Source organism: Bradyrhizobium sp. YCK136 (genome assembly GCF_044570075.1).
Lineage (GTDB): Bacteria > Pseudomonadota > Alphaproteobacteria > Rhizobiales > Xanthobacteraceae > Bradyrhizobium > Bradyrhizobium diazoefficiens.
This window is the reverse complement of record NZ_CP172424.1, coordinates 8,335,292-8,355,014: the sequence shown is the minus strand read 5'-3', so window position 1 is coordinate 8,355,014 and position 19,723 is coordinate 8,335,292. Positions and strand designations below refer to the sequence as shown.

Genomic DNA, 19,723 nt, shown 5'->3' with positions numbered 1-19,723 from the left:
TTTGGACAGCGCCCCGCTGGATTTAAGTGGATTCCTGCCGGGTTATGCTGAACGCGGGGCTTTACGGTTTTGTCGTTGCGTCGGGAGGGCGTAGCCCGACCAGAGCGACGACAAAACCGTCGGCGACGGTCATGCGGCCATCACCATAGCTTGCGTGCCGAAGTAAGCCTCGTCGGGCGTGCGCCCGTCAAGGCTCGAGTGAGGGCGTCCCTGATTGTAGAAGGCCAGATACTTGGCAATTGACGCTCGCGCCTCGGACACGCTGTCGTAGGCGCGGAGATAAACTTCTTCGTATTTGACCGTGCGCCAGAGCCGCTCGACAAACACGTTGTCGCGCCAGGCGCCCTTGCCGTCCATGCTGATGGCGATCTTCGCGTCCAGCAGCACATCGGTGAACTCGAGGCTGGTGAACTGGCTGCCCTGATCCGTGTTGAAAATCTCGGGCCTGCCGTGCTTCGCCAACGCCTCCTGGACCGCTTCGACGCAGAAGGCCGCCTCCATTGTGATCGAGACGCGATGGGCCAGGACCCGTCGGCTGAACACATCGACGACCGCCGCGAGATAGACGAAGCCACGCCGCATCGGAATGTAGGTGATGTCCATTGCCCACGCATGGTCGGGCCGCTCGATCTTCAATCCGCGCAACAGGTACGGGTAGATCTTGTGACCCGGAGCCGGCTTGCTCGTGTTCGGGCGACGATAGACCGCCTCGATCCGCATGCGCTTCATCAGCGTCGCGATGTGGCGGCGACCGGCGTATACGCCCTCCCGCCGCAGCAACGATCGCAGCATACGCGCTCCCGCGAAGGGATAATCGAGATGCAGCTCATCGAGCCGACGCATCAAGGCAAGGTCCTCGGCCGAAACTGGCCGAGGTTCATAGTAGACCGTGCTGCGAGCCAGCTTCAGGACCTTCGCCTGGCGCACGATAGAAAGATCATGACCGCGGTCGATCATCGCTTTGCGCTCAGCAGGCCCGCCTTGGTGAGCGCGCCGGACAAAAAATCGTTTTCCAACGCCAGCTCGCCGATCTTGGCATGTAACGCCTTCAAATCGACCGGCGTCTCGGCCGATGTCTTGTCATGCCCAAACACGCCGGCGGCGCCTTCCAGGAGCTGGTTTTTCCAGATCGTGATCTGGTTCGGATGAACATCAAACAGCTGCGCCAGCTCCGCCAGTGTCTTGTCGCCTTTGACCGCAGCCAAAGCAACCTTCGCCTTGAATGCCGGAGAATGCGTCCGGCGGCTCTTCTTCGTCATCTTCGCTCCTGATTCGCAGCAAGAATCCTCGCCGCTGTCAGGCAGAAAATCCACTCAAGCTACTGTCCGAATTTGCGGGGCCAGCTCTATATGAAGACGGCTGTCCGCGAGCAGGTGAACAAAATGGATGCGGCGGAGTATTTCACGCTGCTCTGCAAGCTCATGAAAGACAATCCACCGGCAGCGGAGGACGCCGCTGAACTCGCCAGGTTTTCCAAGATCGGCATTGTTCCCGGTCAAGACTTCGATGCAAGCAAACTCAAGGCGGATTTCGTCAAGCGCGTGCCCGAAATTGCCTTCGACCGGATCATGCTCCAGTTCAAGGTCAACAAAGACGTCCAGAACATCAATGGCTTCGTCTACACAACCAAGACCGGACTCTACGGTACCAACTATTTGATGCGGGCGTTCATCACTGCCATTGGGCTAGGCGCTAACCGTCCTCAGGATGCCGTCTATCCTACCTCAACGAAGGATGGGGAAGGCAAAACCTACAATGGCGCAAACAAGTACGTGCTGCGCTTCGCGAAGGGGCAACTGCCACCAGCTCTGGGCTTTTGGTCGCTCACGATGTACGATTCCAACTACTTCTTCGTGAGTAATCCTATCGACCGCTATTCGATCAGCGCTCGACAAAGTCTTAAGGCGAACGCGGATGGATCGACTGATCTTTATATTCAGAAGGACTCACCCGGCAAAGACAAGGAGTCCAACTGGTTGCCTGCTCCTGACGGAGACTTCATCCTGATGATGAGGTTGTATTGGCCGACCGAAAAGAACCCGTCGATCATCAATGGGTCGTGGAAAATTCCTCCAGTGAAGAAGGTTTGAGCGGGCAAGAGCCGGCTTCGTCAAATGGCGAAGCCGGTTTCGGCTAGATGACTGGCGCTCACTCACCAATATGTTTCGACTTCGCATGCTTGAGACGCCGTCTGTCACACAGCTTTCCCAAGTCATCAATCACGCGATTGCGCCAGCATTCATCCTAGGTGCCGTCTCCGGCTTCACGTGACACGCCTCAACCGCATCATCGACAGGTGTCCTGCGGTTGCGTCCCATAACGGCACGGAGCCGGTTATTGAGCGGCTTCACCCGGACATGTCGGCACTCAATCGGCGAGCAGCGCTGATCAATCATGCGCTCTTTTGGGCCGTCGCAAGCGCGCTTGTTAAATTCTTCTCATGATCCTCGCATTTGTAGATGCGTTTTTTGGTCTGCCTCACGAAAGAGGCGTAGCGCCGGTGCTGATCTAACGAGCGTTGAGACCAATGTCCGTTCATGGCCCATCGCTTCCGTTGGCGCGGTGTCGCTGCATGTCGGCTCAAAGGGGCAGACCGGAAGTTTGCTGCCGGGCGCCAGTTCGGCGGCTTGTGACCCACATCGGACATCTCCATGTCTAATTCCATCAGCGAACCGCGTTCACTGACCTAGTACCCATTTTTCTTGGAACGTGAGTCGTGATTCAAGGTCGGGATGATACCCGAAGCAAGAGAAGTCCACCTTTCGAGGAAAGATCGCAAGGTGCTTGAGGCGTGCTGTCGCTCACCGGTGACGTTGCAGCGCGATTTGAAGCGGGCGCGGATAGTTCTGTTGGCGGCGGATGGGCGCAGCACCCGGTCGATCGCCAAGGAAGTTGGGGTCCAGCCGCGGATTGTCAGCCTTTGGCGGCATCGCTATGCCGACCATGGCCTTGAAGGGCTGCAAGACAAGCCGCGGCCTGGCAAGCAGCCGATCTATACGAAGACGACCGACAAGCGGATTCTGAAGCTGCTGGATAAGCCGCCACCGCAAGGGTTTGCGCGCTGGACCGGCCCCCTGCTGGCCGAGGCGCTGGGCGATGTCGATGTCCAATATGTCTGGCGGTTCCTGCGCAGCCACAAGATTGACCTGGTGGCTCGCAAGTCCTGGTGCGAGAGCAACGACCCGAACTTTACGGCCAAAGCCGCCGATGTTGTCGGCCTCTATGTCGCGCCGCCGGCGAAGGCCATTGTGCTGTGCGTGGACGAGAAGCCCTCGATCCAGGCTTTGGAGCGAGCGCAGGGTTATCTGAAGTTGCCCAATGGCCGCGCCTTGACCGGCCAAAGCCACGATTACAAGCGGCATGGCACCACAACATTGTTTGCGGCGCTCGAAGTCGCCACCGGAAAGATCATCGCGACCCATTCAAAACGCCGGCGCCGCGTCGAGTTTCTCGATTTCATGAACAGCGTCACCGCGGCTTTTCCGAACCGCAAGCTTCACGTCATCCTCGACAACCTCAACACCCATAAAAAGAACGAGGACTGGCTCAAGGCCCACCCCAACGTGCAATTTCATTTCACGCCGACAAGTGCGTCATGGCTCAATCAGGTCGAAGTATGGTTTTCCATCTTGCAGGGGCAGTCGCTCAGCGGCACCTCCTTCACGAGCCTCAAGCAGCTTCAGGAACACATCGATGCCTACGTCAACGCATACAACGACAGAGCCGAGCCCTTCGTCTGGACCAAGAAAAAGGTCCGTCAACGCCGTTTCAAAGGCCGCCGTATCACTCAGCTCTGATTCCGGGTAATAGCTTTTTGATGCAAATCGGTTGGCCATTCGGGACAGGGGTGCAATCCCAATCTGGACCGAAGCCGTTTTTCGTCTTAGAATTTGGAAACCAATAGAAGCCGAAAGCGATAAGGCACAGCAGAACGACGATGAATAGAATACCCATCACATCACCGCGCCTTGGATACGGCAGTGGCCATCTCATGACAGTGTCTCAGCGTCCGTAGCGCTTTTCGCATGCAATCTGCGGCGCCATGATGACAACCTATAGGCGAAGTGCTCTTTCACGTCACTTAAACGCTTAATTCAAATCGTGCTGATTATTGGCGAGGGTCGCCTGTTGGCCCTTCGCGGACCTGAACAGCGGGTCCGGTGATGTCCGCTCACTTGGCCGAGCAGACCATCTACCCTGGACCCGCCGACTTCCGAGTTTGACCCGAAGCAGTCCTCAGGAAAGAGCGATCACTCGATCGGAGTGCTCTCCACAACGTCCGTCGCTGGTGTCAACAACGTTGTCTCTATCCAGAGTTGGAGAGTCCATCACTTAGGCCGGCTTTGCGAAGTCCGTAAGCGGAGCTTTTCTCCCATTTGATTGACTGGTTTCGCTTCGGCTTTCGCTCTGCGATCCTTGGCTTGTCAGAGAGCCGAGAGGAGACTGAAGGCGATGGAACAATCGGGGGAGGAAGCCGAAGCTGATGGCTTTGTAGGGAAGCTTACGCGCCGGACGCGTTCTGGAGGCCGGTTATGGTCTGCGGAGATCAAGGGGCGCGCTGTTTTCGAGAGCATGAAGCCCGACGCCCGGGTATGTGATGTCGCACGGCGTTACGGTGTGAAGGCCCAGCAGTTGACGACGTGGCGCAGATTGGCGCGTGCTGGCCGGCTCGCATTGGTCACGGACGACGCGGCGGATTTCGTGTCGATCGAGCTGAGCGATCCAGTGGCGTCAGGCAAGAGCGAGGGGCCCGTCGAGATTACGATTGGCAAGGTTTCGGTCCGCCTGGATGCGGACGTGTCGGCGGTGCGGATCGCGGAGATCGTGACTGCGATCGAGCGCGGCGCATGATCATTCCGGCGCAGGGACTGCGGATTGTGCTTGCTGTGCGTCCTGTTGACTTCCGGTGCGGGCACGACGCGCTGGCCGGTCTTGTGCAAAACACGCTTGGGCTCGATCCGCATTCGGGCCTGATCGTGGTTTTTCGTTCGAAGCGCGCCGACCGGCTGAAGATTTTGCTATGGGACGGCACGGGCCTCGTTTTGGTCTACAAGCGCCTTGGCCGCGATGGTCGTTTCGAGTGGCCGCAGATCAGCGACGGCGTCATGCATCTGACGCGCGTGCAGTGAACTGGAAGCGAGTGGGCGAACGGATTGTCGCGACGCCAGCTGCGGCGAACTGACTCAGACCCGACAACCTGTTTCGCGCGGGGCTTTGGGATGATAGCTTGCGGATGTGCCGCCGTCCCCCATTGATCCCGCCCGTCTTGCAGCGCTGCCCGCCGATTTGCGCGCGCTCTTCCGCGCGCAGGAAGCGATGATTGAAGCCGAGCGTCGTCGCGCAGACGATGAATGCTCGGCGCGCCTTCATGTCGAGAGTGAACTGGCTGCGTCCAAAGAGAGCGTCGAACGCCTCGAACTGCTCGTGAAGGAGTACGAGCGCGCACGTTTCGGTAAACGCTCGGAAAAGTTCAATCCCGATCAGATGCAACTGGTTCTCGAGGACATCGAGATTGCCATCGCCGAAGTCCAGGAACGCCAGGACGATCGTGCGCGCCGCGCCGGCACGGCGCCGTCCAGCCGCCGGACCAGGCGCGCTGCCCGTGCCTTTCCCGCGCACCTGCCGCGCATCGAGCAGGTGATCGAACCCGAGAACCTCGAGTGTCCCTGCGGCTGCGGCCGGATGGTCCAGATCGGCGAGGATCGCTCCCGCCGTCTCGATGTCATGGCCGCCCAGTATCGTGTGATCGAGACGGTGCGACCGCGCTACGCCTGCGCAAAGGGCTGCACCGGTGTTGCTCAGGCGCCGGCGCCCGCCCATCTCGTGGAGGGTGGCATCCCCACCGAGGCGCTGCTGGCGCAGGTGGCGGTCGCCAAGTTCAGCGAGCACATGCCACTCTATCGTCAGTCGCAGGTTCTGGCTCGGCATGGCATCTTCATCGATCGCGCCGTTCTGGCAGACTGGATGGGAACGGTCGCCTTCCACCTCGCGCCGCTGGTCGAGCGCATGAGCGTCGTGATGAAGCAATCGGCCGCTTGTTCATAGACGAGACCAGGGCGCCTGTGCTCGATCCGGGCCGGGGCCGAACGAAGACCGGCTATCTGTGGGCTGTCCTGCGCGACGATCGCGGCCACGGCGGCGCTGATCCACCAATCGTGGTCTACCACTACGCGCCAGGACGCGGTGGTGACCATGCTGAGCGCATCCTCGAGGGCTTCGACGGCATCCTTCAGGTCGACGGATACCAGGGCTATCATCGGCTCGCACGGCCCAAGCGCAAAGGCGGCGTGCCGCTGCGGCTGGCCGCATGTTGGTCCCACTCAAGGCGCAAGATCATCGCAGCGACTCCGAAAGCCGGCTCACCCATCGCCGAAGCCGTTCTCGCGCGCATCGCCGCACTCTATGCGATCGAGAAGGAGATCCGTGGCGCCGACGCCCCGGCTCGGCAAACGACCCGTAACGAGCGATCACGGCCGCTCGTCGCTGAACTCGAGAGGTTTCTGCGCGAGCAAGCCGCTCGCCTGTCGCCGGGCAGCGAGATGGGCAAGGCGATCGCCTATCTCCTGAACCATTGGGATGGCCTCACCTTGTTTCTCGACGATGGTTGCGTTGAGATGGACACCAATCCCGTCGAAAATCAAATCAGGCCGCTGACTCTGACGCGTAAAAATAGTTTATTTGCTGGTCACGACGAAGGTGGTCGTTCATGGGCGCGCATAGCTTCGCTCATCGCCACCTGCAAAATCAACAGCGTGGAGCCCTACGTCTGGATGAAAGCGACGCTCAAAGCGATCGCAACCGGTCACCCGCAGTCCCGGATCGACGAGCTCCTGCCCTGGTCGTTCGGCCGCACCTCGTAATTCTCCGTCGTTGCCGCCTCCATACCCCCCGCCAACGATTTGCAAACACGTTGATCAACAGACTGCAATCCCCACGCCAAACCTTTGCGAATGGGACGCGAACGTCGCTTACCGAAGTCCGTCGAGGAAATGATCCCGATCGACGGGGTTTCTATACCTGTTGGCCCGCATCCGGGCGAGGTCGAGCGTGTTAAGGGGCGGAGCTTCGCCGTTCTCACCCAATTCCAGACATCTTTCTCGAATGAATGCGCGAGCCTCGAAATTCGCTTCTGTCAGTCGATCGGTTTGTGCGTAGCACGCCGCAAGAAGCGCGTGCGACCAGCGGTCGCTCGATCGCGCTTCCCTGAGAACGTCGATCGCCTGTTCGTATTCGCGAGCGGAAAAAAGCGCCAGCGCGTGGTACCAATGGTAAATGTTGGGTGGAAACGGGTTTAGCCGTTTGGCCGATTTGATCCATGCGAGTGCGTCCTGCCAGCGCCCCCAGTAGACCAGAATGTTTGCAAAAGCGGCGGCGACGTCAACGTCGTTCGGATTGAGCGCCAGAGCGCGTTTGAAATGAGTTTCGGCCTCTTGATCGCGGTCTTGCAGGAAAAGAAGTTGTGCGAAGACGCCGTGGGACCAGGCATCATTCTCGTCGAGATCGAGGGCGTTCTCGATCTCGCGACGAGCATCGTCCAGTGGAGGGGCGGCGGGCGATTCCAGAAACGTGGCGCAGACGACCGTCCAGGCCATATTGGCGTGAGCGCGCGCATAGGCTGGATCAAGCTCCACAGCCTTCCTGAAATAGTCGCGCGCCTCATCCATGCTCCTGACGGTCAATTGACGCCATTTCTCGTTTCCCAACAGGACGAGATCATAGGCCGTGATGTTTGAGGTCTGCTTGCCTCTCGCGATCTCGCGGCCCGCGTCCTCGAGCCGGCCGGGCAGCGCCGAGACGATCTTGCCGACGATTTCGTCCTGGATGGCGAATATGTCTTCGATCTCGCGGTCGTAGCGCTCCGTCCAAATGGTGAAGCCGCTCGCGGCATCCAGAAGCTTGACGGTCACCCGCACCCGTTTCCCGATCCGGCGTGCGCTCCCTTCCACCACATATCGTACGCCGAGCTGGCGGCCGACCTCTCGGATGTCGGACGAGCTTCCCCGGTAGACGGAGCTGGAGTGGCGGGCCACGACGAAGAGCGACCGGAAACGCGACAATTCCGCAATGACGTCTTCCGTGATCCCGTCGGAAAAGTAGTCCTGCGCTGGATCGCCGCTCAAGTTGGAAAACGGCAGCACGGCGATCGATGGCTTGTCCGAGCTCGCGGACGGAAGCCATGTTTGCCGGCTGCCATCGGGCAAGGTGACCGCCGGGGGGCCGACATAGCGGTAACCGCGGCGCGGCAGCGTCTCGATCCAGGCACTGCCGCCTTCGACGGCTGCAAACGCGCGCCGCAGCGCCGCAACCTGTACGGTCAGATTGCTTTCCTCGATCGCCAGGCCTGGCCAGGCCGCCTCCATCAAGGCGTCCTTGCCGACCGGCTTGCCCGCCTTCTCCAGAAGCAGCCGAAGTAGCGCGACCGCTCGCCTTCCGAGAGCAACCGGCTCTGTGCCGCGGAACAGCGTGTCGGCGTCTGCCTCGAGACGAAATGGACCAAACTCGTAGATCGTCGCCATGGCCTAGAGACACCATTTTCGGCGAAATTTGCAACTTTTTCGGATCGGATTCAGGAAGCGGTCCGGCGCTCCGTGAGAAGATGGCCTGGGCATTCGCGGTGAGGAGCAAATCGGATGGAGCAGCGGCAGTCGCACGACGACCTGATGGCCAAATCGAACGCCGAACCTCGGCTCGCCCCGCAGCTGCGGCTCAAGGGCAACGTGGTCCTCGAAGGGAGCGTCGATTACGACGAGGCGCGCAAGGTCTGGAATGGCGCCATCGACAAGCGGCCGGCGATGATCGCCTATTGTGCCGGTGCCGAGGACGTCGCTCGGGCCGTCGCGTTCGCAAGATCCCATCGCATCTGCATCGCGGTCCGTAGCGGCGGTCACAATGTCGCCGGCTTGTCGGTCTGCGACGGCGGCATGGTCATCGACCTGTCGCACATGAAGCGGATCGAGGTCGATCCGGTCCGCCGGATCGCCCGCGCGGAGGCCGGCCTCAATCTGGGCGAGTTCGACAGGGCGACACAGGAGCACGGCCTGGCGACCACCATGGGCATCAACAGCGACACTGGTATCGCCGGGCTCACGCTTGGCGGCGGCTTCGGCAAGCTCGGACGAAAATACGGACTGACCTGCGACAACCTGATTGCCGCCGAAGTGGTGACAGCCGAGGGAAAGATCCTGAGGTCCAGTGCGACCGAACACCCCGACCTCTTCTGGGGCCTTCGGGGTGGCGGCGGCAATTTTGGCATCGTGACCACATTCGAGTATCGGCTTCATTCCATCGGCACCTCGCTGCTGGTCGCGTCAGCACTGCATCGATATGACGAGGCGCGCGAGGCGATGCGCTTCTATGATGAATTCGCCCGCCGCGCTCCCGACGAAGCGGACGTCGATGCAGGCCTGGTCACGCTGCCGTCCGGCGAACGGTTCTTCAGCATCACCGGATGCTATGTCGGCTCGCATCATGACGGTGAGCGCGCCCTTTCACCGATCGTCAGGTTCGGCTCGCCGGTCGAGACCCGGCTCGCAACTGTCCCTTATCTCGAGATTCAGTCGGGAGGCGATGCCCTGTTTCCGCGCGGACGGCGCTATTACTGGAAGGCGCAGTTCCTGCGCGAGATCGGTGCGGGCGCGCTCGACGCATTGCTCGACGCTTATGCGAGGGCACCCAACACCTCGTCGCTGCTGGTTTTCCAGCACGTCGGCGGCGCAATCGCGCGGGTTCCAACGCCGGACTCGCCTTACGCAAACCGCGATGCGGCGTTCGACTGCTTTCCGGTCGCGATCTGGGATGATCCGGCCGACGACGACGCGAACATGCGTTGGGCGCGCGAGCTGTGGAGCGCCGTCAGGCCCTATTCGACCGGCGGCGTCTATGCCAACAATCTCGGCGATGAGGGCGAGGATCGTGTCCGCGACGCCTATGGCGAGAACTATGCGCGGTTGGCCGCGCTCAAAACCAGGTATGATCCGACCAATCTCTTCCGTCTGAATCAGAATATCCGGCCGGCGACATAGTTCACGGCATCGGGGAAGATCCAAATGCGAAGCCGCTGGACCATTCTTGCCGCCCTGTTCGTTGCGCGTGCCGCCATCGCTTTCCAGTTTCAGAGCATCGCGGCGGTCGCGCCACAGCTCAGCCAGAGCCTGGGCGCGAGTCTGGCCGATATCGGCGTTCTGATCGGACTTTATTTTGCGCCGGGCGCAGCGCTCGCGCTGCCCGGCGGCGCGATCGGCCGCCGCTACGGCGACAAGGTGACGGTTCTCGCCGGGCTCCTGCTGATGCTGGCAGGCGAACTCTTGATGACCACGTCAACGTCATGGAGCACGCAGATCGCGGGTCGGCTGACGGCCGGTATCGGCGGCGTTTTGCTGAACGTTCTGATGACCAAGATGGTCGCGGACTGGTTTGCCGGTCGGGAAATCGCCACCGCGATGGCCATCTTCATCAACTCATGGCCGGCGGGTATCGCAATCGCTCTCATGCTGTTGCCGGCAGTCGGAGCCACGTTCGGGCTCCATGCCGTCAATCTCGCCGTCGCAGGGGTGATCCTGATCGGCCTCTGCCTGATCGCTTCGGTCTATCGCGCGCCAGAAGCGACCGCCGCCGTTGAAGCGAGCGCGGCAGCCTGACCGCCGACGCGATCTGCGCCGTGATTGCCGCCGGCTTGATCTGGTGCCTCTACAACATCGGCTTTGCGATGATCTTCAGTTTCGGCCCGTCGATGCTCGTCGAGCAAGGCTGGTCGGGTGCAGCAGCCGGATCAACCATCAGTATCGTGCTCTGGCTCGCCGCCCTTTCGGTTCCGCTCGGCGGCTTCCTCGCCGATCGGACCAAGCGCGGCGATGCTGTCCTCGCGACAGGCTGCATCTCTTTCGCCCTCCTGACACTGCTCCTGTCGCGAAGCGGTACGGTGCTTCCCATCGTCGTCGCCCTTGGGATCGTCTGTGGCCTGCCTGCCGGTGCGATCATGAGCTTACCTGCGCGTGTGCTTGATCAGAAGATGCGGCCGATCGGAATGGGGATATTCTACACGGTCTTCTACGCCGGCATGCTGGCTGGACCTGCGATCGGAGGAAAGGTCTCCACGTCGGCCGGCTCCGCGCGCGCCGCGCTCGACTTCGGCGCCGTCGTGCTTCTGGTTTGTCCGGTTGTCCTCTGGCTGTTCCGCCGCATCGTCACCGGCCGGTATCGGCCGGCCGTCTCACCGATGTCCGATGAAAAGCGGGACCTCCTCATAAATGAGCCGGGTCATTCTTGAGCGGACAACGGCGCATCCGGGCCAAACCAAACACGTCCCCGCAGTTCGTGCGGTCCTTGCAGGTCGCCGTCGGTCACAGAGATGCAAGCCGGTCGAACCGCGGGCTATTCCGGCAATCCGGCATCCCGCAGCGCGCCGCCAAGAGCCTCCGCCAGCGCCGGCGCACAGTTGACGCCAGCAAACTGACGGCTGTAGCGAAAAGCCGGCTGAAGCTCGAGCACACGCGCTGCAGCCGCCCTCGCTTCGTCCAGCCGGCCAAGTTTGGCCAGCGCGGCGGCCAATTGCACATAAGTGATGCTGTGGGCCGGATTGGCTTGAACGGATTTGTAGGCCGCACGACAAGCTTCGTCGTAACGTCGGCGCAGCAAATGGCTCATTGCTTGCGCGTCAAACGCGGCCCAGGCCCACGAATCGAACGGGCTAAGCCGTATACCCTGCTCGCTCCACTCTATCGCGCGCTCCGCTTCGCCGCCCCATCCCAGGATAACGCTGCCGAGAATGTAGGTCAGCGCCGATGACGGGCTGATGGCGAGGGCAGCTTCCAATGCTGCAAATGCAGCGGCGCGATCGTGCGCATCCATGCCGATGGAAAATCCGGCCCATGTCAGAGCGAGCGCATCGTCCTGTCCATGGACAATGGCCGATCGGGCGTGGCGGATCGAAGCGGCGCGGTTGACCTCCTGCAAGCCGGCGCGAAGGAACAGGCAATGGTGACACATCGCGGCATTGCCATGCGCCAGCGCATAGGCCGGCTCGAGTGCGATCGCACGCTCGAGAAGCGCAAGCGCTCTCGTCACTTGCTCCGGCATGCCTGAATCGACGTCAGGCTGGGCCCGCAGCACGAGATCGTAGGCATCGAGACTGTCAGGGCGCTTCCGCCTGACACGTTCGATTTCGGCTTTCCGCACGCTCGGCGCAATCGCGCCCACCGCCGACAGCGCGATCTCGTCCTGAATGGCGAAAATATTGTCGGAGCTGCGATCGTAGCGCTCGGCCCAGACATGGGCGCCGGTCGACGCGTCGATCATTTGGCCGGTCACGCGCACGCTGCCGCCGGCCTTGCGCACGCTGCCTTCGAGCACATAGCGCACGCCAAGCTCGCGTCCGACCTGCTTCACGTCCACGGCACGGCCCTTGTACGTGAAGGTCGAGTTTCGCGCGATGACGAAAAGCCAGTTGATCCGTGCGAGACCGGTGATGATGTCGTCGACCATCCCATCGGCGAAGTACTCCTGCTCCGGATCGCCGCTCAGGTTCGAGAACGGCAGAACGGCGACGGACGGTCTGTCAGGCAAGGCCGGTGCCGACGCGGCGCGGGCGGCGGCCGACACATCGGGAGCATTGGTGACGACGGCCGGTCCCACATATCGGTAGCCGCGCCGCGGCAGCGTTTCGATCCAGCTCCCAGCATCCGCCTCCGCCAGCACCCGGCGCAAGGCTGCGATCTGAACCGTGAGATTGTTGTCGGCAACCGCCAATCGGCCCCAGCCGGCCTCGACCAAGGCGTCCTTGGACACCGGTACGCCCGCGCTTTCGAGCAGTCGGCGCAGCAGCGCGACGGCGCGCTGGCCAAGCATGGTCGGTTCGGCCCCTCGGTACAGAATGCCCGCCTCGGTGTCGAGGCGGAACGGGCCGAACTGGTAGAGGTCGCCCTCGACTGTCATTCGACGCTTTTAGCAGATTTTTGGGAACGGATTCACGACTTCCCGGCGCGGTCGGCCGATGTTGCACAAGTGCCTGCCAGAAGTAAGCCTTTGGTCAAAGGAGGGTCACATGAGCGCCGAGGCCGTCATTCGCATGCCCGATGAGAAGAACGGGGTCATGCTGCGTGGTCATCCTATGGTCTTCCTCGTCACCGGCGAAAATACCAAGCACACGAGCATGTTCGACTGGACGATCCCGGCGGGGTTCGCCACCGGGCGGCATGTTCACCGGGTGCAAGAGGAAACCTTCTACCTGCTCGAGGGCGAGTGTGAGTGGCATGTCGGCGACAGGACGATCCGCGCAACGCTCGGAACCTATCTGTTCATCCCGCCGGGGTTGCCGCACAACATCGCGAATGTCAGTGAGAAGCCGGCTCGCGTATTGATGACCGTCTCGCCACCCGGCCACGAGCATTATTTCGAAGAGCTCGCCAAACTCGCGGCACAGGGTGCGCCGGATCCAAGAGCGCTTGCCGATTTGCGAAACCGCTACGACACCGATCAGCTCTCGACTTTGACAACGCGCGCGTAAGCCTCCGTCCCAGCGTTCGATGGCCGCTTCTGGCCCGTTTGAGACAAGCTGACCAGCACTGACCATGTCCGTTCACCAGGCTTGACCGGAAGTCCTCGGTGTCCTGTCAACCGACGCGATTGACCCGTGCGTAGCAAGAGGTTCGTCGATCAGGTGGTGTGGTCTTGCATCAATGTATCCGGCCTTTGATTGGAGCATTTTCTCCGGGCCATCATGGATATCAGCGCGCGTGCGTTCTCATTAGCGGACAGGCCTCGATTGGGCCATTTGGGTCACCAGTGTTCGCATGCGCCGGGAAGACCGAACCTCCATCTCGTCTCATCCTCTCGCAGACCTCGGCTGGAACCTGTTGATGGGGTTACGTCATCGCTTGCTCCTCCTACCTCGCAGTTCCTGTGTTCGAGCCAGGGGCCGTTCCTTCGTCCCGGCCCGCAGGACGTGCGTCGCGTCGCGCGCACGGGCGGTCAAGGCCGGCCGTTGCGCTTTGCTTGCGGCTGGCTCCGGCGTTGCCAGGCCGCGCCTTGACCGCGCCGAGCACGGCGCGACGATCAAGCGGGTCGGACGCCTGCATCGTTGGTCCTTGTCAGCTCGAAGGCGCGTCCTTTAGCCAGCACCGCCCAGGCGATGCGGGCAAGCTTGTTGGCGAGTGCGATCGCCAGCACGTTGTGGTGCAATCGCTTCTTGGCGGCTTCGATCCAGGATCTGAGTCCGTAACGTTCCCAGTTCTTGATCCTGACCAGCACCACCCATGCCGCCTGGACGAACAGAACGCGGAGGTAGCGATTGCCGCGCCTTGAGATTTTGCCGAGGATCGTGCGGTCTCCCGTCGAGATCTGCTTGGGCACCAGCCCGAGCCAGGCGCCGAAGTCACGGCCTTTGGAGAAGACGTCTCCAGTGCCGATCGCGGCCACCATGGCGCTCGAAATGATCGGCCCGATGCCAGACACCGTCATCAGGCGCGAACATGCCTGATCTTGACGGGCCAGTGCTTCGATCTCGCCGGAGAGCCTATCGATGCGCTGATCCAGCCGACGCCAGTCGCCTGCCAACTCCTCGATGACACACAACATGCGTGGCGACAGGGCATCGGTGCGCGTCGCAAGGATGGTGGGCAATTCTGTGCGCAGGAAGCCGATACCCTGGCGCACCGCGATCCCGCGTTCGAGCATGAAGGCGCGAATCTGGTTGATGATGCCGGTGCGTTGCGACACCAGCCGCTCGCGCACCCGATGCAGCGCCTGCAGATCCAGTTGCTCCGCGGTCTTGGTCGCCACGAACTTCATCGTCGGGCGCTGCACGGCTTCGGCAATCGCTTCGGCGTCATTGAAGTCGTTCTTCGGTCCTTTGCTATAAGGGCGGACATATTTGGCCGGCATCAACCTGGCATCGTGACCTAACGATGCGAGTTTGCGGCTCAAATGATGTGCGCCGACGCAGGCTTCCATGCCGATCAGGCAAGGCGGCATATTGGCGAGCCGCGCCTCGACCTGGCCACGCGACCACTTTTGCCGTAGCACGACGGTGCCGCGCGTATCGTGGCCCACGACGTGGAACGAGTTTTTGCCGATATCGATGCCGATCACGGCGATCGCGGTACTGGGTGTCTGGGACATGGCGTGCTCCTTGTCTTGGCGCCCCTGGCCAGCTTATCGCTGGCGGGGCAGGAGCACGGCCGGACCATCCCATTAGCGGACTTCGTGCGCATCGCGTCTACGGAGCCAATATCGCAATTGATAAACTTCGATCTGCTCGGCAAGGCTTTCTTTGGAACCAGCCGATAAAACTTCCAGGCGCGAAGGATTATGTTCCATGTACCTCCTCACCGCCTGCGAGTTCGAGAAGATGACGATCTGCGGATCTATCAGTCCGGCTGTTTCAACACTCCATGCGCGTTTATTATTGGGCCGCCTTGGCAGGAAAGCGCAAGGGCCTGACCTTTGACCCGGAACTGCATTAAGGGCGGCCTCGTAACAATCGGTGGACGAGGTGCAATGCTGCAATCGCTCCGAAAAGGCAAACAGCGCTGCGTGTTCTTCCATGCGACGGGATAGTGCCTCTCAGCTCGCTTGCGATTGGTGATGTCGTGCTGAACGCGAACCGCATAAAGAAAGCGCCCGTCAGCATCGCGGACGCTCGACGACGTCACCTGGGCCCAGATATGGCCGCCATCCTTGCGGGCAATGCGCTTTTCGATGCTGCAGCGCTCGAACTCGCCCGCGAGCTGGCGCTGGAATTGACGGCGATCCTCCGACACATCTTCCGGATGCGTCTCCTCGAAAATTGTTAGGCCCAGCAGTTGGGCCGCCGAATAACCTGTGAGCGAAGGCCTTCTAACCGCCGTCTATCAGTACCAGATCAGGGATGGCTGGACGCTGCAGCCCAATTTTCAGTACATTATTCACCCCGGTGGAGGAGCAACGAACCCTTCAGGACCTCTAGCCGGAACGCCACTCGAGAATGCTTCCGTGTTCGGCTTGCGGACGACTCTTAAATTTTAGGAGGGACTTCCGAAACGTAGTTCGCGCCGTAGGCGCCACATGAGGACGGCGACCGCGAACCAGACGAGCGAACCCGCTGCGAGGCAGAGCGCGGGCTGTAAAGCGCGTCCGTGCCAGATGAAGAGCGCGAAGCAGGCAAGGCCCAGACTTCCCCATCCGGCCCCGGCGGCATCAAGTGCGGCGGCAGCCTTTCCGCGTCGCTGCCCGCGCAGGCCGTTTTTCTCCTTGCGCTCACGCTCATGCTTCTCGATCAAGGTCGCACTGGCACAGAAGATCGCCGGAAAGGCCAGCATCAGCCCGCCGGCCTCCGGCCCTGCCCCGTCCGCGACAAGGCCAGCCACCACGGTTGCCAACCCGCCCAATGCAAAACGCACGACATATTCGTAAAGTCGTCCCTGCTTGAGTGCGGAGAACTTGAAGTGGACAACCATAGTGGTCAGCCTATCAAAAATTGCTTGAGGCCTATCGCGGCCACAAGCCAGATCGCGAAAGCGGCGAGGGTGGCCTTGAGCGCCGACCATTCGGCCCGTATCAGCAACTGACAAACAGCAACGCTGTAAGCCGCGAGCGCGATCGAACCGAGCATCATCGAGCGGCCTTCGATCGCAACATAGTCGCCGCCATGTTTTGAGAAGGCGAGGCCGAGCGTTGCTAGAGCTACGGAGGGCGCGGCGCCAAACAATCCCGCGAAGCTCTTGGGCCGCAGCACGTCGCCTATGACCGCAAACAGGGAAACGACCAAGCCGCCAATCAGAAAGCGCAGCGCGTAGTCCACCATTTCCTCCTTGATCGCCGTTTCTAGGACGATCTTGGTACCAGCATGCTGACCGCCATGCCGACGATGCAAAGAGCCATCGCCGCCGTCGACGCCCAGCCGAGCCAATACAGCCAGCCTTCGACCACGAGCTTGCCCATCACGTCACGCCGTCTGACAAGCAGCATTAAAACGGTCATTACCGGTGCTGCTAGCACCCCGTTAATGACCGCACTCCAGTAAAGCGTCTTGATCGGATCAATTGGCGTGAAATTGAGCGCCACACCGAGGCCGACCGAGAGGGCAAGCACCGAATAAAACGCCATGGCCTGCCGCGGTTTGCGGGCGAGGCCAACGGGGCATCTGCGGCCTTCGCCAATGGCATAGGCTGTCGAGCCGGCCAGCATCGCATGAATATTACATCAGGGCTGCTCAGGGCACTTTGACAGTCCTTTGGCCGACAGGCTCGCCTGACCCGTGCCGCTGGTTTAATGGTGCCAGAAGATCGCGAGCAGCAGAATGATCGGCAACGGTATGCCCAGCAACCACAACAATGCGCCTCGTCCAAAGCCCATGGCTCTCTCCTCCAGTGATCTGTCCCTCGCATCCAACGCGTCCGTCCGGCGCACAGTTCCTCGCCGGGAACGGTTTTCGAGGCGGTTGATTGAAAGACCAGGTCGACTTGCTCTGCTTTCCAATCGCTCTTTTACGGAGATTGCTGCAGGGCATAAGGACATCTGCGAGAGAAGGCAGTCGATGACGATACGAGTACATCCTTTGTCCGCCGATATCGAACTTGCGCGTGCGATTGCGCGACACACCCGTCCGCTGCCGGAGCGGATTTCGGGCGCGCTGACCTGGGGAGCGGATGAGCATATTCTGACCGCGGTAGCCGTCGGATGGTGGCTCTGGTGTCGCGCCAAACCACTGCCGCAGCGGCACGCAAGCGATCATGTGCTGCTGACGACGCTCGCCTCTGTCCTGTTGCCACACCTTCTAAAAACGCATTTTGACCAGGTGCGGCCGGACCGGCGCACCGTGCGCGGCCATCTGCATGGCATCCCACTCTCCGGCCGCGCGCTGGATGCGTTCCCCTCGGGGCATGCCGTGCATGTCGGTGCCCTCGCATCCGCCGCCGCGGTCCTGTCGCCCGCCAAGCGCAATCTCGCGTGGGGCCTCGGCGCCGTTCTGGTGTCGACGCGCGTGTTCCTGCTGGCTCACTGGGCAAGTGATGTACTTGCGGGTCTGGCGATCGGAGTCGCGCTGGAGCGCGTCATAAGGCGGCTGACGGGATTTGGTCGTCAGGGAAGATCGGGCTAGTCATGGGGCAACTGCTCGCACCCCCCGGTCCTCACGCCGTCCATCTCTGCATCGACATGCAAAGGTTGTTCGCACCGTATGCCCCGTGGGCAACGCCCTGGTTGGAGCGTGCGCTACCCGAGGCGGTCAGGCTGATTGCGCACGCGCCGCCACGTACCGTCTTCACGCGCTTCATTCCGGTCCGTAACAAGGCCGATCCGGGGTTGCTTGAGCTGATGCCGGCCCTGACACGCTTTGTGCCGCCTGCCACAGTCATCGACCGCCAGACTTACTGCGCATTCACCAATAGGCGCCTGCAAGCCTTTCTGGATGAGCATCAGGTGGACACGCTGATCGTGTCTGGCGGTGAGACCGATGTCTGTGTGCTCGCAACGGTGCTGGCTGCGGTCGATATCGGCTACCGTGTTATCCTCGCTGAGGACGCGCTCTGCAGCTCGTCTGATGAAAGTCACGATGCGCTCATCAATCTCTACACCAAGAGGTTCAGCTTGCAGATCGAGGTGGCGCCGGTTGCCAGCATCCTTGCGCGCTGGAGCGTCGTCAGGTGATCAGCCAACCTCGTAAAAAGCTCTCGTTTCTTCGGGGCGGTCGCCAGGTCACGGATGAGGGCGCACTCGGCAGCATCTGTGCGAAGCTTTTCCAATTGAGCCTGCATGCCTTTCATTGCGATCAGTTCCGTTCCCGAGCGGAACCATACCGCTTGTGTACGAAAGCGCACAGACCTGATTGCCAGTTTTTCCTAAGCTAGGGATGCTTAGCGACCCACTACCGCCAAGCACCTCCAACGGTCCCAGCATAGGGGTATGCTGGGGCCGTTTTTATGGACCTCAGCCTTGATTAAGCCGCACGAAGGTTCCGCTCTCGTGCAGCTCGAGCCAGCCTCTCTCGACCGCATGCTGGATGCCGGTGCCGAACTCCGGGCCCGTCGCCTTGCAGCCGTTCCTGGAGAGGAACGGCGCGTTGATCTTCTCGATGTGAATGCGCCCATTGACGGGCTCGACGCCGGCGGCGAGCTCGAGGAGCTTGCGTGCGGCAACTTGCGGATCTGCGAAGTGGCGGGTCTCGACGTGCTTCATGCGCTGGCGCCGGCGAGCTTGTCGCGCTCGATGCGAGCCAGTTCCTTGGCCTTGGCCTCGGCCTCGTTGCGCGTCAGCAGATCCGGTCGAAGCCGCCGGCCGGGCAGGTCGCCCCAGTAGAAATAGACGTTCGGACGGCCGTCCGCGAAGCGGACCTTATAGCTGCCGGTGTCGGGGACGCGTTCGTGCTTCTTGATCGTGATCGGCGTGGTCATGGGGGCTTTAATAGGAGCTCGGCACGGGCGCTGTCACGTATCAATCTTTGCGGTGGACCGCCAATAGCATAGGTCTAGGAGTTCGGTACCATAGAGCACGTCGCCAACGGGGTCGCGGGGCACCAGGAAAACTTGGCAGCCGCCCTGCCACATAGACAAGGGCCGCCGACTCGCCATCAGCGGCCCCGTCCGGGTTTCAATAATTCCGAGATCAAATGGTCTAGCCAGCCCCGGATTGCCGATTTTTCCCGATCCTCAAGATTCTCGCAAGCACATTTGTGAATCGTCTAATTGATTTTTTCGCTGCCACAGACGCAGCAGATTAGGCGGGTGTCTCCTGTCTGCCCCTGCGAGTGTCT

20 protein-coding genes and 4 pseudogenes are annotated in these 19,723 nt (G+C 61.3%); 12 read left to right on the top strand and 12 right to left on the bottom strand.

The window, feature by feature from the left end; all coding sequences use genetic code 11:
- Positions 1 to 129: 129 nt before the first annotated feature.
- Positions 130 to 1,259, bottom strand: a protein-coding gene (locus tag ACFLEY_RS40290; protein ID WP_129557324.1) for an IS3-like element ISRj2 family transposase whose coding sequence is annotated in 2 segments (ribosomal slippage) — positions 130 to 1,007 and positions 1,007 to 1,259 — 1,131 coding nt in all. Because the reading frame shifts where the segments join, the coding sequence is not laid out codon by codon here.
- Positions 1,260 to 1,349: 90 nt separating this feature from the next.
- Between ACFLEY_RS40290 and ACFLEY_RS40285 the strand changes: the two are divergent.
- From ACFLEY_RS40285 to tnpC, 5 genes and pseudogenes are all read left to right on the top strand, one after another.
- Positions 1,350 to 2,090: pseudogene (locus ACFLEY_RS40285) on the top strand (DUF1214 domain-containing protein); the annotation flags it as partial.
- 642 nt (positions 2,091 to 2,732) lie between these two features.
- Positions 2,733 to 3,797, top strand: coding sequence for an IS630-like element ISRj1 family transposase (locus ACFLEY_RS40280; protein ID WP_026192128.1), 1,065 nt, complete (start codon positions 2,733 to 2,735; stop codon positions 3,795 to 3,797).
- 655 nt (positions 3,798 to 4,452) lie between these two features.
- Positions 4,453 to 4,851 carry a transposase gene (locus tag ACFLEY_RS40275; protein WP_026192391.1) on the top strand — a complete coding sequence of 133 codons (399 nt, stop codon included), beginning with the start codon at positions 4,453 to 4,455 and terminating at the stop codon, positions 4,849 to 4,851.
- On the top strand, positions 4,848 to 5,129 hold the full coding sequence (tnpB, locus tag ACFLEY_RS40270) for an IS66 family insertion sequence element accessory protein TnpB (protein ID WP_060909869.1): 282 nt from the start codon (positions 4,848 to 4,850) through the stop codon (positions 5,127 to 5,129). Before ACFLEY_RS40275 ends, tnpB begins: the two co-directional genes overlap by 4 nt.
- A 187-nt stretch (positions 5,130 to 5,316) precedes the next feature.
- Positions 5,317 to 6,860 (top strand): annotated as a pseudogene (tnpC, locus tag ACFLEY_RS40265) (IS66 family transposase).
- 108 nt (positions 6,861 to 6,968) lie between these two features.
- Here the strand turns inward: tnpC and ACFLEY_RS40260 are convergent.
- Positions 6,969 to 8,516, bottom strand: coding sequence for a winged helix-turn-helix domain-containing tetratricopeptide repeat protein (locus ACFLEY_RS40260; RefSeq protein WP_060910332.1), 1,548 nt, complete (start codon positions 8,514 to 8,516; stop codon positions 6,969 to 6,971).
- A gap of 114 nt (positions 8,517 to 8,630) precedes the next feature.
- Here ACFLEY_RS40260 and ACFLEY_RS40255 point away from each other — a divergent pair, with 114 nt between their 5' ends.
- Genes ACFLEY_RS40255 through ACFLEY_RS40245 form a run of 3 tightly spaced genes read left to right on the top strand, consistent with a single transcriptional unit; the run spans position 8,631 to position 11,266 of the window.
- Complete coding sequence (locus ACFLEY_RS40255) at positions 8,631 to 10,022, top strand: FAD-binding oxidoreductase (protein ID WP_082755914.1); 1,392 nt, start codon at positions 8,631 to 8,633, stop codon at positions 10,020 to 10,022.
- Between the two features lie 24 nt (positions 10,023 to 10,046).
- Positions 10,047 to 10,637, top strand: coding sequence for an MFS transporter (locus ACFLEY_RS40250; protein ID WP_249163512.1), 591 nt, complete (start codon positions 10,047 to 10,049; stop codon positions 10,635 to 10,637).
- A gap of 20 nt (positions 10,638 to 10,657) precedes the next feature.
- Positions 10,658 to 11,266, top strand: a complete 609-nt coding sequence (locus tag ACFLEY_RS40245) for an MFS transporter (protein WP_309142169.1) — start codon at positions 10,658 to 10,660, stop codon at positions 11,264 to 11,266.
- Positions 11,267 to 11,370: 104 nt separating this feature from the next.
- On the opposite strand, the gene ACFLEY_RS40240 is transcribed toward ACFLEY_RS40245, so the two are convergent.
- Entirely contained in the window at positions 11,371 to 12,930 is a 1,560-nt protein-coding gene (locus tag ACFLEY_RS40240) for a winged helix-turn-helix domain-containing protein (RefSeq protein WP_060910333.1), read from the bottom strand.
- A gap of 109 nt (positions 12,931 to 13,039) precedes the next feature.
- Between ACFLEY_RS40240 and ACFLEY_RS40235 the strand changes: the two genes are divergently transcribed.
- Positions 13,040 to 13,501 carry a cupin domain-containing protein gene (locus ACFLEY_RS40235; RefSeq protein ID WP_060910334.1) on the top strand — a complete coding sequence of 154 codons (462 nt, stop codon included), beginning with the start codon at positions 13,040 to 13,042 and terminating at the stop codon, positions 13,499 to 13,501.
- A 548-nt stretch (positions 13,502 to 14,049) separates the two neighbouring features.
- Here ACFLEY_RS40235 and ACFLEY_RS40230 read toward each other — a convergent pair.
- The 3 genes and pseudogenes from ACFLEY_RS40230 to ACFLEY_RS40220 all read right to left on the bottom strand — a co-directional run.
- Entirely contained in the window at positions 14,050 to 15,114 is a 1,065-nt protein-coding gene (locus ACFLEY_RS40230; RefSeq protein ID WP_060908811.1) for an IS110-like element ISBj4 family transposase, read from the bottom strand.
- A gap of 72 nt (positions 15,115 to 15,186) precedes the next feature.
- Positions 15,187 to 15,540 (bottom strand): hypothetical protein, encoded by a 354-nt coding sequence (locus ACFLEY_RS40225; protein WP_249166235.1) that lies wholly within the window; start codon positions 15,538 to 15,540, stop codon positions 15,187 to 15,189.
- A 74-nt stretch (positions 15,541 to 15,614) separates the two neighbouring features.
- A pseudogene (locus ACFLEY_RS40220) lies at positions 15,615 to 15,782 on the bottom strand (PAS domain S-box protein); the annotation flags it as partial.
- A 34-nt stretch (positions 15,783 to 15,816) separates the two neighbouring features.
- On the opposite strand from ACFLEY_RS40220, the gene ACFLEY_RS40215 reads away from it, so the two are divergent.
- Positions 15,817 to 15,999: a carbohydrate porin gene (locus ACFLEY_RS40215; RefSeq protein ID WP_082901065.1), complete on the top strand. Its 183-nt coding sequence runs from the start codon at positions 15,817 to 15,819 to the stop codon at positions 15,997 to 15,999.
- On the opposite strand, the gene ACFLEY_RS40210 is transcribed toward ACFLEY_RS40215, so the two are convergent.
- The 3 genes and pseudogenes from ACFLEY_RS40210 to ACFLEY_RS40200 all read right to left on the bottom strand — a co-directional run.
- Positions 15,996 to 16,430, bottom strand: a complete 435-nt coding sequence (locus ACFLEY_RS40210; protein ID WP_011090440.1) for a DUF3147 family protein — start codon at positions 16,428 to 16,430, stop codon at positions 15,996 to 15,998. The two genes, ACFLEY_RS40215 and ACFLEY_RS40210, sit on opposite strands and share 4 nt — an antisense overlap.
- Before the next feature lie 5 nt (positions 16,431 to 16,435).
- A complete protein-coding gene (locus tag ACFLEY_RS40205) occupies positions 16,436 to 16,777 on the bottom strand; it encodes a DUF3147 family protein (protein ID WP_038967813.1) in 342 nt (113 codons plus the stop codon).
- Between the two features lie 20 nt (positions 16,778 to 16,797).
- A pseudogene (locus ACFLEY_RS40200) lies at positions 16,798 to 17,160 on the bottom strand (divalent metal cation transporter); the annotation flags it as partial.
- A gap of 370 nt (positions 17,161 to 17,530) precedes the next feature.
- Between ACFLEY_RS40200 and ACFLEY_RS40195 the strand changes: the two are divergent.
- Positions 17,531 to 18,073 (top strand): phosphatase PAP2 family protein, encoded by a 543-nt coding sequence (locus ACFLEY_RS40195; protein ID WP_211434525.1) that lies wholly within the window; start codon positions 17,531 to 17,533, stop codon positions 18,071 to 18,073.
- A gap of 2 nt (positions 18,074 to 18,075) precedes the next feature.
- A complete protein-coding gene (locus ACFLEY_RS40190; RefSeq protein WP_060908810.1) occupies positions 18,076 to 18,621 on the top strand; it encodes a cysteine hydrolase in 546 nt (181 codons plus the stop codon).
- Here the strand turns inward: ACFLEY_RS40190 and ACFLEY_RS40185 are convergent.
- The 3 genes from ACFLEY_RS40185 to ACFLEY_RS40175 form a co-directional block, all read right to left on the bottom strand.
- Entirely contained in the window at positions 18,543 to 18,737 is a 195-nt protein-coding gene (locus ACFLEY_RS40185; RefSeq protein WP_074076792.1) for a hypothetical protein, read from the bottom strand. The genes ACFLEY_RS40190 and ACFLEY_RS40185 overlap by 79 nt on opposite strands.
- Before the next feature lie 163 nt (positions 18,738 to 18,900).
- Positions 18,901 to 19,149 carry a hypothetical protein gene (locus ACFLEY_RS40180; RefSeq protein WP_038967815.1) on the bottom strand — a complete coding sequence of 83 codons (249 nt, stop codon included), beginning with the start codon at positions 19,147 to 19,149 and terminating at the stop codon, positions 18,901 to 18,903.
- Complete coding sequence (locus ACFLEY_RS40175) at positions 19,146 to 19,364, bottom strand: hypothetical protein (RefSeq protein WP_060908809.1); 219 nt, start codon at positions 19,362 to 19,364, stop codon at positions 19,146 to 19,148. The genes ACFLEY_RS40180 and ACFLEY_RS40175 overlap by 4 nt, the downstream gene beginning before the upstream one ends.
- Between the last annotated feature and the right edge of the window lie 359 nt (positions 19,365 to 19,723).